Origin of the sequence: Aquincola agrisoli, assembly GCF_036621135.1 — a bacterium.
GTDB lineage: Bacteria > Pseudomonadota > Gammaproteobacteria > Burkholderiales > Burkholderiaceae_C > Aquincola > Aquincola agrisoli.
Genome location: NZ_JAZIBG010000036.1, coordinates 301,187 through 312,637, shown reverse-complemented (window position 1 = coordinate 312,637; position 11,451 = coordinate 301,187). Strand labels below are relative to the sequence as shown.

General features: G+C 69.1%; 13 protein-coding genes. 6 read left to right on the top strand and 7 right to left on the bottom strand.

Annotated features, from left to right (window positions below):
• Positions 1 to 3: 3 nt before the first annotated feature.
• From meaB to V4F39_RS17985, 5 genes are read left to right on the top strand one after another with little or no spacing between them, the layout of a single operon-like run.
• Positions 4 to 1,008 (top strand): methylmalonyl Co-A mutase-associated GTPase MeaB, encoded by a 1,005-nt coding sequence (meaB, locus tag V4F39_RS18005; RefSeq protein WP_332291138.1) that lies wholly within the window; start codon positions 4 to 6, stop codon positions 1,006 to 1,008.
• Positions 1,009 to 1,050: 42 nt separating this feature from the next.
• A complete protein-coding gene (locus V4F39_RS18000) occupies positions 1,051 to 2,583 on the top strand; it encodes an acyl-CoA carboxylase subunit beta (protein ID WP_332291136.1) in 1,533 nt (510 codons plus the stop codon).
• Between the two features lie 9 nt (positions 2,584 to 2,592).
• Positions 2,593 to 4,644, top strand: a complete 2,052-nt coding sequence (locus tag V4F39_RS17995) for an acetyl/propionyl/methylcrotonyl-CoA carboxylase subunit alpha (RefSeq protein WP_332291135.1) — start codon at positions 2,593 to 2,595, stop codon at positions 4,642 to 4,644.
• Positions 4,641 to 5,105 carry a VOC family protein gene (locus V4F39_RS17990; protein ID WP_332291133.1) on the top strand — a complete coding sequence of 155 codons (465 nt, stop codon included), beginning with the start codon at positions 4,641 to 4,643 and terminating at the stop codon, positions 5,103 to 5,105. Before V4F39_RS17995 ends, V4F39_RS17990 begins: the two co-directional genes overlap by 4 nt.
• A 37-nt stretch (positions 5,106 to 5,142) precedes the next feature.
• A complete protein-coding gene (locus tag V4F39_RS17985) occupies positions 5,143 to 5,448 on the top strand; it encodes an ATPase with chaperone activity (RefSeq protein WP_332291132.1) in 306 nt (101 codons plus the stop codon).
• Between the two features lie 120 nt (positions 5,449 to 5,568).
• On the opposite strand, the gene V4F39_RS17980 is transcribed toward V4F39_RS17985, so the two are convergent.
• The 7 genes from V4F39_RS17980 to mltG all read right to left on the bottom strand — a co-directional run bounded on the left by V4F39_RS17980 (position 5,569) and on the right by mltG (position 10,451).
• Positions 5,569 to 5,775: a hypothetical protein gene (locus V4F39_RS17980; protein WP_332291131.1), complete on the bottom strand. Its 207-nt coding sequence runs from the start codon at positions 5,773 to 5,775 to the stop codon at positions 5,569 to 5,571.
• Positions 5,776 to 5,906: 131 nt separating this feature from the next.
• On the bottom strand, positions 5,907 to 6,563 hold the full coding sequence (locus V4F39_RS17975) for an ankyrin repeat domain-containing protein (protein ID WP_332291130.1): 657 nt from the start codon (positions 6,561 to 6,563) through the stop codon (positions 5,907 to 5,909).
• Positions 6,560 to 7,360: a TatD family hydrolase gene (locus V4F39_RS17970; protein ID WP_332291128.1), complete on the bottom strand. Its 801-nt coding sequence runs from the start codon at positions 7,358 to 7,360 to the stop codon at positions 6,560 to 6,562. Before V4F39_RS17970 ends, V4F39_RS17975 begins: the two co-directional genes overlap by 4 nt.
• A 4-nt stretch (positions 7,361 to 7,364) precedes the next feature.
• Entirely contained in the window at positions 7,365 to 7,772 is a 408-nt protein-coding gene (locus V4F39_RS17965) for a PilZ domain-containing protein (RefSeq protein ID WP_332291126.1), read from the bottom strand.
• A complete protein-coding gene (gene holB, locus V4F39_RS17960) occupies positions 7,769 to 8,827 on the bottom strand; it encodes a DNA polymerase III subunit delta' (protein WP_332291125.1) in 1,059 nt (352 codons plus the stop codon). Before holB ends, V4F39_RS17965 begins: the two co-directional genes overlap by 4 nt.
• Positions 8,821 to 9,441, bottom strand: coding sequence for a dTMP kinase (gene tmk, locus V4F39_RS17955; RefSeq protein WP_332291124.1), 621 nt, complete (start codon positions 9,439 to 9,441; stop codon positions 8,821 to 8,823). Before tmk ends, holB begins: the two co-directional genes overlap by 7 nt.
• Positions 9,438 to 10,451 (bottom strand): endolytic transglycosylase MltG, encoded by a 1,014-nt coding sequence (gene mltG / locus V4F39_RS17950; protein WP_332291123.1) that lies wholly within the window; start codon positions 10,449 to 10,451, stop codon positions 9,438 to 9,440. Before mltG ends, tmk begins: the two co-directional genes overlap by 4 nt.
• A gap of 53 nt (positions 10,452 to 10,504) precedes the next feature.
• Here mltG and ygfZ point away from each other — a divergent pair, with 53 nt between their 5' ends.
• Positions 10,505 to 11,443 (top strand): CAF17-like 4Fe-4S cluster assembly/insertion protein YgfZ, encoded by a 939-nt coding sequence (gene ygfZ, locus V4F39_RS17945; protein ID WP_332291122.1) that lies wholly within the window; start codon positions 10,505 to 10,507, stop codon positions 11,441 to 11,443.
• Positions 11,444 to 11,451: the final 8 nt, after the last annotated feature.

The window sequence follows — 11,451 nt, the reverse complement described above, 5'->3', positions numbered from 1 at the left end:
GACATGCTGCCCACCGCCGACCAGGCGCTGGTCGATGCCGTGATCGGGGCGCCCGGCCCGGCCCAGCGCCGCGCCATCGCCAAGACGATCACGCTGCTCGAATCGTCCCGCGACGACCACCGCCGCCGTGCCGACGAGGTGCTGAACACGCTGCTGCCGAAGAGCGGGCGCTCGTTCCGCCTGGGCATCTCGGGCGTGCCGGGCGTGGGCAAGTCGACCTTCATCGAGGCGCTGGGGCTGTACCTCATCGGGCAGGGCCACCGTGTGGCGGTGCTGGCGATCGACCCGTCGTCCAGCGTGTCGGGCGGCTCGATCCTGGGCGACAAGACGCGCATGGAGATGCTGTCGGTCAACGAGAACGCGTTCATCCGCCCCAGCCCGGCCAGCGGCACGCTGGGCGGCGTGGCCGAGCGCACGCGCGAATCGATGCTGGTCGCGGAGGCCGCGGGCTATGACGTGGTGATCGTCGAGACCGTCGGCGTCGGCCAGAGCGAGACTGCGGTCTCCGGCATGACCGACATGTTCGTGCTGCTGCAGCTGCCCAATGCCGGCGACGACCTGCAGGCCATCAAGAAGGGCGTGATGGAGCTGGCCGACCTGGTGGTTATCAACAAGGCCGACCTCGACGAGGCCGCGGCCACGCGGGCGCGCGCGCAGATCACCTCGGCGCTGCGGCTCTTCGGCCAGCACGGCAACGCGATGCACGATCAATCGCTGTGGCATCCGCAGGTGATGCAGCTCAGTGCGCTGAAGAGCCAGGGCCTGCCCGAGTTCTGGGCGCAGGTGAGCCGCTTCCGCGAACTGCAGACCGCCAACGGCCGGCTGGCCGCACGGCGCCATGCGCAGGACCAGGCCTGGATGTGGGAGCGCATCGAGGCCGGGCTGAAGAACCGTTTCCGCCATCACCCCGGCGTGCGCGACATGCTGCCCGCCGTCACCGCCGAGGTGCGCGCCGGCCGGCTCGCGGCATCGGTCGCGGCCCGGCGCCTGCTCGACCTGATGAACTGAAGCACCGCCACGAACCGAATCCAACCGAGAGGCCAGAAGCTCATGCACGACATCATCGAACAGCTCGAAGCCAAGCGCGCCAAGGCCCGCCTGGGCGGCGGCCAGAAGCGCATCGACGCGCAGCACGGCAAGGGCAAGCTCACCGCGCGCGAGCGCATCGACCTGCTGCTCGACGACGGCACGTTCGAGGAATGGGACATGTTCGTCGAGCACCGCTGCACCGACTTCGGCATGGAAGCCAACCGCCCGCCGGGCGACGGCGTCGTCACCGGCTACGGCATGATCAACGGCCGCCTCGTGTTCGTGTTCAGCCAGGACTTCACCGTCTTCGGCGGCGCGCTCAGCGAGGCGCATGCCGAGAAGATCTGCAAGGTGATGGACCAGGCGATGAAGGTCGGCGCCCCGGTGATCGGCCTCAACGATTCGGGCGGCGCGCGCATCCAGGAAGGCGTGGCCTCGCTCGGCGGTTATGCCGACGTGTTCCAGCGCAACGTGATGGCCTCGGGCGTGATCCCGCAGATCAGCATGATCATGGGCCCCTGCGCCGGCGGCGCGGTGTACAGCCCGTCGATGACCGACTTCATCTTCATGGTGAAGGACAGCTCGTACATGTTCGTCACCGGCCCCGAGGTGGTGAAGACCGTGACGCACGAGGAGGTGACCGCCGAGGAGCTGGGCGGCGCCATCACCCACACCACCAAGAGCGGCGTGGCCGACCTGGCGCTGGAGAACGACGTGGAGGCGCTGCTGATGCTGCGCCGCTTCTTCAACTACCTGCCGCTCAACAACAAGGAAAAGGCGCCGGTGCGGCCCAGCGGCGATCCGGCCAACCGGCTCGACCATTCGCTCGACACGCTGGTGCCGGAGAACCCGAACAAGCCCTACGACATGAAGGAGCTGATCACCAAGGTGGTGGACGACGGCGACTTCTTCGAACTCCAGCCCGACTACGCGGCCAACATCGTCATCGGCTTCGCGCGCATGGAAGGGCAGACGGTGGGCATCGTCGCCAACCAGCCGCTGGTGCTGGCCGGCTGCCTCGACATCAAGAGCGGCATCAAGGCGGCGCGCTTCGTGCGCTTCTGCGACGCCTTCAACATCCCGGTCATCACCTTCGTCGACGTGCCCGGCTTCATGCCCGGTACCAGCCAGGAATACGGCGGCATCATCAAGCACGGCGCCAAGCTGCTGTACGCGTATGCCGAGTGCACGGTGCCCAAGGTGACCGTGATCACGCGCAAGGCCTACGGCGGCGCCTATGACGTGATGAGCTCCAAGCACCTGCGTGGCGACGTGAACTTCGCGTGGCCGAATGCCGAGATCGCGGTGATGGGCGCCAAGGGCGCGGTGGAGATCATCTTCCGCGAAGACAAGGGCGACCCGGCCAAGCTGGCCGCCAAGGAAGCCGAATACAAGGCCCGCTTCGCCAACCCGTTCGTGGCTGGCGCGCGCGGCTTCATCGACGACGTGATCCAGCCGCACGAAACCCGCAAGCGCATCTGCCGCTCGCTGGTGATGCTGAAGGACAAGAAGCTCGACAACCCGTGGCGCAAGCACGGCAACATCCCCCTGTAAGGCGCCGACATGTTCAAGAAGATCCTCATTGCGAACCGCGGCGAGATCGCCTGCCGCGTGATCAAGACGGCGAAGAAGCTCGGCATCCGCACGGTCGCGGTCTATTCCGAGGCCGACCGCGACGCGCGCCACGTCGAGCTGGCCGACGAGGCCGTGCTGCTGGGGCCCGCGCCGTCGCGCGAGAGCTACCTGGTGGCCGACAAGATCATCGCGGCCTGCAAGCAGACCGGTGCCGAGGCCATCCATCCCGGCTACGGTTTCCTGTCCGAGAACGCCGAGTTCGCACGGCGCGTGGAAGAGGAGGGCATCGTCTTCATCGGCCCGAAGCACCACTCCATCGCCGCGATGGGCGACAAGATCGCCTCGAAGAAGCTGGCCAACGAGGCCAAGGTCAACACCATTCCCGGTTGGAACGACGCGATCGAGACGCCCGAGCAGGCCGTGCAGATCGCCAGGGACATCGGCTACCCGGTGATGATCAAGGCCAGCGCCGGCGGCGGCGGCAAGGGCCTGCGCGTGGCGTTCAACGACAAGGAGGCCTTCGAGGGCTTCAGCTCGTGCCGCAACGAGGCGCGCAACAGCTTCGGCGACGACCGCGTGTTCATCGAGAAGTTCGTCGAGGAGCCGCGCCACATCGAGATCCAGGTGCTGGGCGATGCGCAGGGCAACGTGATCTACCTGTGGGAGCGCGAGTGCTCCATCCAGCGCCGCCACCAGAAGGTGATCGAGGAGGCGCCCAGCCCCTTCATCAGCGAAGCCACGCGCCAGGCCATGGGCGAGCAGGCGGTGCAGCTGGCCAAGGCCGTGAAGTACCAGAGCGCGGGCACGGTGGAGTTCGTGGTCGGCAAGGACCAGAGCTTCTACTTCCTGGAGATGAACACCCGCCTGCAGGTGGAGCACCCGGTCACCGAATGCATCACCGGGCTCGACCTGGTGGAGCTGATGATCCGCGTGGCGGCCGGCGAGCCGCTGCCGCTGGCGCAGGCCGACGTGAAGCGCGAGGGCTGGGCGGTCGAATGCCGCATCAATGCGGAAGACCCGTTCCGCAACTTCCTGCCTTCGACCGGCCGGCTGGTGAAGTACCGCCCGCCGGTGGCCGACCTGGAGCAGGGCACCGAGACGCTGCGCGGCGCGCCGTACGAAGACGGCCGCTTCGGCGGCGTGCGCGTGGACACCGGCGTGTACGAGGGCGGCGAGATCCCGATGTTCTACGACTCGATGATCGCCAAGCTCATCGTGCACGGGAAGGACCGCAACGACGCCATCGCCAAGATGCGCGAGGCGCTCGACGGCTTCGTGATCCGCGGCATCAACAGCAACATCCCGTTCCAGGCGGCACTGCTGGCGCACCCGCGCTTCGTGTCGGGCGACTTCAACACCGGCTTCATCGCCGAGCAGTTCCCAAAGGGGTTCCGCGCCGAGGATGTCGCGCACGACGATCCACAGTTCCTCGTCGCGCTGGCCGCGGCGGTGAACGTGCGCTACCTCACCCGTGCGCAGGGGCTTTCGGGCCAGATGCCGGGCCATGGCTTCGTCGTGCGCGAGGACTTCGTCGTGGTGGTGAAGGGCCAGGAAGGGAACGACACGCAGACGCCGGTGCTGGTGAAGAGCAACGGCACGATCGTCGTGTCGATCGGCGACCGGCGCTACGACTTCACGTGCGACTGGACGCTGCGCGACATCCGCATCGCCGGCCGCTGCAACGGCCGGCCGTTCACCGCGCAGGTGGAACGCCAAGGTCTGTCGCTGCGCCTCAGCCACCACGGCACGCGCATCGACGCGCTGGTGCTCACGCCGCGCGCGGCCGAGTTCCAGAAGCTCATGCCCTACAAGGCGCCGCCCGACACCAGCAGGTTCCTGCTGGCGCCGATGCCGGGCCTGCTGGCCGACGTGGCGGTGCAGCCGGGCCAGAAGGTGCTGGCCGGCGAGAAGCTGGCCGTCATCGAGGCGATGAAGATGGAGAACATCCTCGTCGCCACGCAGGACGCCACCGTGCGCGAGGTGCTGGCCCGCAAGGGCGAGAGCCTGTCGGTCGACCAACCCATCGTGAGCTTCGAATGACCTCCAAACCCTTCCGCATCCTGGGCATCCAGCAGATCGCCATCGGCGGCACCGACAAGCAGCGCCTGCGCGCGCTGTGGGTCGACACGCTGGGGCTGGAGATCACCGGCAACTTCGTCTCGGAGCGGGAGAACGTCGACGAGGACATCTGCGCGCTGGGCAGCGGTGTGCACAAGGTCGAGGTCGACCTGATGCAGCCGATCGACCCCGAGAAGAAGCCGGCGGTGCACATCACGCCGCTGAACCACGTGGGGCTCTGGGTCGACGACCTGCAGAAGGCCGTCGAGTGGATGCACGCCAACGGCGTGCGCCTTGCACCGGGCGGCATCCGCCGCGGCGCGGCGGGCCACGACATCTGCTTCATCCATCCCAAGGGCAACGAGGAGTTCCCGATCGGCGGCGAGGGCGTGCTGATCGAGCTGGTGCAGGCACCGCCGGAGGTGGTGCGCGCGTTGGGCTGAGACAATCGAGCGCTGTTTATGCAGTCGAAAGCCGTCCATGGACGACACCAGCCAGATCGTGATCCCCGAGTCGTTCATCGCGCTGTACGTGAGCGGACCGGGCAAGCGCCCATCGCTGCCGCGCACCGAGCTCACGGCGCGCTACGAGCTGTGCGAAGACCTGGCCACCTTGCTCACCGAGCAGTGCCAGGCAGTTCAGTTCCGCGACGATCTCCCAGAGGACATCGTCTTGCGCCGCACCCTGCAAGGGTTGCAGGCTTCGCCCGATACCGTGACGCCGCAGGAGGCGGTCTGGGTGGTTCGGCGTACGGCGGAACTGCTCGCGTGGACGTTCGACGTTTGACAAACGCGACGCTGGATGAGCAAGGGGTGGGCTAGGTAGCCCGCAGCGAGGTGGGCAGCACGGAAACGCGGGCTGCGGATTCCCACCTCAACTTATTGACATAATCTTCATTGTCGAAAGTCAGGACGTCTCGACCTCGTCCAGTTCCGCATCAATGTCCTGGTCGAATGCACCGACTTCGCCGCTCTTCGGGATCAACGGTTTGTCCAGCGGGCGGCACACCCGGCTGTGCAGCCGGGCCAAGCGCTCGGAACGCTCCACGGCCTGGAGAACGGTTTCGGGATGGACCATGAGCGCAAACGGATTGGCAGCGATCGTCTTCAGCATCTTCATCTCCAACGCCGCGAGCGACGCGCTCACGATGAAGCTACTGTAGAAATGGCCGCTCGGCGACGACAGTCGTCCGCTCGCCAAAGCACGCGTCGGACAAACACCGACACCCGTGTCAGGCGCAACTTCTAGCGGGTCAGCTTCTGGAGCCGCGCTGCGAGGTTGTCGCGGTCCTGGCTCAAGGCCAAGTCCGCCGCCGACAAGTTGCGGTCGTTGCGTGCTGTCGGATCGGCCCCGCGCTGCAGCAGCAGATCGACGGTGCGCTCGTCGCCGTTGCGGGCGGCCATCATCAGCGGCGTGGTGCCGTTGGGGCTGCGCGCGGCGATGTCGCCGCCGTTGGCCAGCAGCAGCTGCATCACCCGCTGGTCGGGGGCAATCGCACCGTAGTGCATCGCGTTCCAGCCCGGCTTGTTGATGCGGGCGCCGCGCGCGATCAAGCGCCGCACCCAGTCGACCTCGCCCTTCATGGCCGCCATCATCAGCGGCGTTTCGCCGGCGTTGTTGGGTGCGTCGAAGTCGAGCTGGGGATGGGACCAGAGTACCTCGGCCACCTTGGGCGACGGCGAGCGCAGCGCCAGGTACAGGCCGACCTGGCCGCGCTCGTCGCGCGCATTGGGATCGAAGCCCCGGCGCAGCAGGTCGGCGACGATGTGCGGCGCGTCGATATCGATCGCCCGGAAGTAGTCGTCGTAGGAACCGGCGCGTGCGGCGAGGCCCGCCCCCGCCAGCACCGCGGCGACGGTGAGGCGCAGCGCGTCCCGGCGGTCTGTGGGATGGCGCGTCATGCGGTCCCCTGCCGATCGCACGGGGGCACCGCGAACAGGCGCTCGAAGTTGGCGCTCGTCACATGGCCGATCTCCTCCGGCGTGCAGCCCTTGAGCTCGGCCAGTTGCGCAGCGACCCGCGGCACGTAAGCTGGCTGGTTCACCTTGCCTCGGAAAGGCACCGGGGCGAGGTAGGGGCTGTCGGTCTCGATCAACAGGCGGTCCATCGGTACCCAGCGCGCCACGTCGCGCAGATCCTGCGCGTTGCGGAAGGTCAGGATGCCGGAAAAGGAGATGTGGAAGCCCAGGTCCAGCGCCGCGCGGGCGACCTCGGCCGTCTCGGTGAAGCAGTGGAAGACCCCCCGCACCGCGCCGCCCCCCTCCTCCCGCAGCACCGCCAGCGTGTCTTCGCTGGCGCTGCGCGTGTGGACGACCAGCGGCTTGTCCAGCATGCGGGCAGCGTGGATGTGCACCCTGAAACGGTCGCGCTGCCACGCCATGTCGGCCACGCTGCGGCCGTTGAGCCGGTAGTAGTCGAGGCCGGTCTCCCCGATGGCGACCACACGCGGCAGGCGTCCCCGTTCGAGCAGGTCGTCCAGCGTCGGCTCGCGAAGGCCTTCGGTGTCCGGGTGCACGCCGGCGCTGGCCCAGAGGTTGTCGTGCTGGAGCGCCAGCGCATGCACGGCGTCAAATTCTTCGAGCGTGGTGCAGATGACGAGCGCGCGATCGACCTGCGCGTCGGCCATCGCCGCGCGGATTTCGGGCATGCGGCCGGTGAATTCGGCCATGCTGAGATGGCAATGGGAATCGACGTACACGGATTCAGATGGTCTGCGTGGGCTTGGCCGATTGGATCGAGGTGCCGAGCAGTTCCTCGATCTTCAACCGCATCACGCGGGTTTTTTCGTCGGTCGGGAAACGCACGCCCACGCCCTGCGTGCGCCCGCCAGAGGCGTTGGCCGGCGTGATCCAGCCGACCTTGCCGGCCACCGGGTAACGCTGCGGATCGTCGGGCAGCGACAGCAGGAGGTAGATCTCGTCGCCGAGCCGGTAGTCGCGCGTGGTGGGCACGAAGAGGCCGCCCTCCGAGAACAGCGGCACGTAGGCCGCGTAGAGGGACGCCTTGTCGCGGAACACCAGTTGGATGACGCTCGGCCGGGTGGCGCTGGCGGCGGTGCTGCCCAGCGGCGCCGGGGCCAGCGGGGCGTTGCGCGAAGCGGGCTCGTTCATCGAGAGCTCAGTGTACCCAAGCGATGGGGCGTGCCGGCGCGCGCCGGCGGCCACAGCGCGCGGCCCTCGGCCACCAGCGCCTCGACCAGCAGCGGTGCATTCCAAGGATGCTCGTCGTGACGCGCGGCGCGGCGCAGGCTGGCTTGCCAGCCGGCCAACGCGGGCAGCGCCGCGCCCGGCGGCAGGTCGGCCGCCGCGAAGTAGCGGGCTGGCGCGCCGACGGCCGCGGCCATCAGGTCGTGGCACAGCTTCTGCAGCGCATCGATCGCACGGGGCAACGGCCAAGGCGTCAGCGCCGATGCCTCGCCGCGCTGCAGCGAGGCAGGCAGGCGGCGCCAGGCCGCGGCATCGATGCCGACACGCAGCATCGCCACGGCCTCCAGCGGCTGCTCGCCGGACGCGTCATAGAGCACGTCGGCCTCCCGGGCGCCCTGCGCTTCGAGCCAGGCCAGCGCCACGGCCCGCTCCGGCCGGGGAACGGCCAGCCGCTGGCAGCGGCTGCGGATCGTCGGCAGCAGGCTTTCGGGGTCGTGCGTGCACAACAGCAACCGCACCGAGCCCGGGGGCTCTTCCAGCGTCTTCAGCAGGGCGTTGGCCGCGATGGCGTTCATGGCCTGGGCGGGGTGGATGACGACCACCTTGCCCTTCCCCCGCGACGAGGTCTGCTGGCTCCAGTCGATGGCGGCGCGCACGGCCTCGACGCGCACCTCGCGGCTGGGCTTCGCCTTCTTCCCCTCGCCGCCCTCCTTTGCGCCGCCCTCGGCGTCGCCTCCCCAGCCCAGCGGCTCGCGCAGCGCATCGGGCAGCAGCAGGTGGAAGTCAGGGTGCATGCGCGCCTGCATCAGGTGGCAGGCGGCACAGCGTCCGCAGGGCCGCTGGCCGGGGCCTTCCGCCTCGCACAGCCAGGCCTGCGCCAGCGCGATCGCCAGCTCGAACTGCCCCACGCCGCCGGGGCCGTGTACCAGTGTCGAATGCCCGCGCACCTGCGCCAGGGCACGGTCGAGCACGGGCCGCAACCAGGGCAGGCTCAGCGCACCGTCGGGCCCGGTCACCATGCCCGGGTTTCCAGCAACTCGCGGATCGATTGCCAGACCGCCTCGCGGGGGTGCTCGCTGTCGATGCGCGCAAAGCGATGCGGCGCCTGCATGCAGCGGCGGGCATAGCCGTCACGCACCCGGGTGAAAAAGGCCTCGTCCTGGCGTTCGAAACGGTCCGGCGCACGCGCGGCGGCGCGGCGTTCGGCGGCGACCGGTGGCGGCAGGTCGAACCACACCGTCAGGTCCGGCTGCCGGCCCTGTTGCACCCAGTCTTCCAGCCGATCGAGCACCGTCAGGTCGAATCCCCGGCCGCCGCCCTGGTAGGCGAACGTCGCGTCGGTGAAGCGGTCGCACAGCACCCAGTCGCCACGGGCCAGCGCAGGCTCGATGACCACCTGCAGGTGATCGCGGCGGGCAGCGAACACCAGCAGGGTCTCGGTCAGCGGGTCCATCGCTTCGCCGAGCACGAGGCCGCGCAACTGCTCGGCCAGGCGCGTGCCGCCCGGCTCGCGCGTCACCACCACGGTCTGGCCCCGATCGCGGACCCATGCGGCGGCCGATTCGATGTGCGAAGACTTGCCCGCGCCATCGATGCCTTCGAAGCTGATGAATCGCCCTGGAGTGCTGCTCACTTGCTGTTGCGCTGGCGCTGGTACTGGTTGACGGCCCGATTATGGTCGGCGAGGTTGTCGCTGAAGGCGCTGCTGCCGTCGCCGCGCGCCACGAAGTACAGCGCCTTCGTCGGCGCGGGCTGCACGGCCGCGCGCAGGGAGGCCAGCCCCGGCATCGCGATCGGCGTGGGTGGCAGGCCGGCGCGGGTGTAGGTGTTGTAGGGCGTGTCGGCCAGGAGGTCGCGCTTGCGCAGGTTGCCGTCGAAGGCCGCGCCGAGCCCGTAGATCACGGTCGGGTCCGTCTGCAGCGGCATGCCGATGCGCAGGCGGTTGGTGAAGACGCCGGCCACCAGCGGTCGGTCGGCAGCGACGCCTGTTTCCTTTTCCACGATGGAGGCCAGCGTGAGGGCCTCGTCCGCACTCTTCAGCGGCAGCCCGGGGGCGCGCTCGGCCCAGGTTTCGGCGAGCCGGCGCTGCATGGCGGCGTGGGCGCGCTTGAGCACGGTCAGGTCGCTCACGCCGCGGCTGTAGGCGTAGGTGTCCGGGAAGAACCGCCCTTCCCCGGGCACGCCAGGGGCGCCGATGGCTGCCATCAGTTCGCTGTCGGACAGCCCTTGCGTCAGCGGCTTGAGTGACGGCGCCCGTGCCAGGGCCTCGCGGAACTGCCGCAAGGTCCAGCCGTCGATCAGGCGCACGGTCTCGAGCACCTCGTCGCCCTGCACCATCTTGTCGAGCAGCCGGCGCGGCGTGGTGCCGGCTTCGATCTCGTAGCTCCCCGCGCGAATGCGCCGGGCGTCGCCGGACCAGCGGAACCACTCGTAGAGCAACCGGGGGTGCGTCGCCACGCCGGCGGCCACCCACGCCTGGGCGACGTCGCGAGGCGGTGTGCCCGGCTCGATCGACAACTCGACGCTGGGCTGCATCAGCGGCAAGGGCCGATTCAGCCACCATGCCACAGCGCCCGCCACCCCTGCCGCTGCGAGGGCGGCCAGCAGCACGCCCATCGCCAAGATCCGCCGAACCGCTCTCATCCGGTATGCCCAGCCCCACGCCTGTCCGGCCCAGCGGCTGATGATAATGGGCCATGGATACCACCCTTTCCCCACCCGATGCAAACGGCGCCGTGGCACTGCCGCATTGGGGCGTGATCCGCGCGGCCGGTCCTGACGCCGCCGCTTTCCTGAACAGTCAGCTGACGCAGGATGTCGCCCAGCTGGCCGCCGGCCAGGCGCGGCTGGCCGGGTACTGCTCGGCCAAGGGCCGCCTGCTGGCGAGCTTCGTGGTGTGGCGCAACCAGGCAGACGAACTGCTGCTCGCCTGCAGCGCCGACCTGCTCCCTGCCACGCTCAAGCGGTTGTCGATGTTCGTGCTGCGCGCCAAGTGCAAGTTGACCGACGCCAGCGCAGAGCTGGCCGTCCATGGGCTGGCCGGCGCTTCGGCGGCCGAGTCGCTCGGCGCCGCCTGGCCCGCCGCGGCCTGGGCGGTGACCGCACACGGCCCGGCCGACGTGCTGCGCCTGCCCGATGTGGACGGCACCCCCCGGGCCTTGTGGGTCGGTCCGCCCGGCGCCGCGCAGCCTGCCCTGCCGGCGCTGGCGGCATCGGTGTGGGATGCACTGGAGGTTCGCAGCGGGGTGCCCCGCATCGTCGCCGCGACCGTCGAGCAGTTCGTTCCGCAGATGGTCAACCTGGAACTGGTCGGCGGCGTGAGCTTCCAGAAGGGCTGTTATCCGGGGCAGGAAATCGTCGCGCGCAGCCAGTACCGCGGCACGCTCAAGCGCCGGGCCGCCTTGTTCTCGCTCGGCTCGCCGGCCGAACCGGGGCAGGAGGTTTTTGATGCGAAGGACCCGGGGCAGCCCGCCGGCATGGTGGTCAACGGCAGCATGGCGGGCGACACCGCGCTTGCGCTGGTCGAAGTGAAACTGGCTGCGCTCGCCGATGCCGACCTGCACTTGGGCTCGCCGCAGGGACCGGCATTGCACAAGCAGGCACTGCCGTATGCGTTTCCAGCCGTATCGGACTGACATCGCTC

Coding starts and splice junctions, on each gene's coding strand:
- V4F39_RS17965 (WP_332291126.1), bottom strand. CDS start 7,772: ATGAACGAGCCCGCTTCGCGCAACGCCCCGCTGGCCCCGGCGCCGCTG.
- V4F39_RS17990 (WP_332291133.1), top strand. CDS start 4,641: ATGACCTCCAAACCCTTCCGCATCCTGGGCATCCAGCAGATCGCCATC.
- V4F39_RS17980 (WP_332291131.1), bottom strand. CDS start 5,775: ATGCTGAAGACGATCGCTGCCAATCCGTTTGCGCTCATGGTCCATCCC.
- ygfZ (WP_332291122.1), top strand. CDS start 10,505: ATGGATACCACCCTTTCCCCACCCGATGCAAACGGCGCCGTGGCACTG.
- V4F39_RS17995 (WP_332291135.1), top strand. CDS start 2,593: ATGTTCAAGAAGATCCTCATTGCGAACCGCGGCGAGATCGCCTGCCGC.
- V4F39_RS17975 (WP_332291130.1), bottom strand. CDS start 6,563: ATGACGCGCCATCCCACAGACCGCCGGGACGCGCTGCGCCTCACCGTC.
- V4F39_RS18000 (WP_332291136.1), top strand. CDS start 1,051: ATGCACGACATCATCGAACAGCTCGAAGCCAAGCGCGCCAAGGCCCGC.
- holB (WP_332291125.1), bottom strand. CDS start 8,827: ATGGTGACCGGGCCCGACGGTGCGCTGAGCCTGCCCTGGTTGCGGCCC.
- V4F39_RS17985 (WP_332291132.1), top strand. CDS start 5,143: ATGGACGACACCAGCCAGATCGTGATCCCCGAGTCGTTCATCGCGCTG.
- meaB (WP_332291138.1), top strand. CDS start 4: ATGCTGCCCACCGCCGACCAGGCGCTGGTCGATGCCGTGATCGGGGCG.
- mltG (WP_332291123.1), bottom strand. CDS start 10,451: ATGAGAGCGGTTCGGCGGATCTTGGCGATGGGCGTGCTGCTGGCCGCC.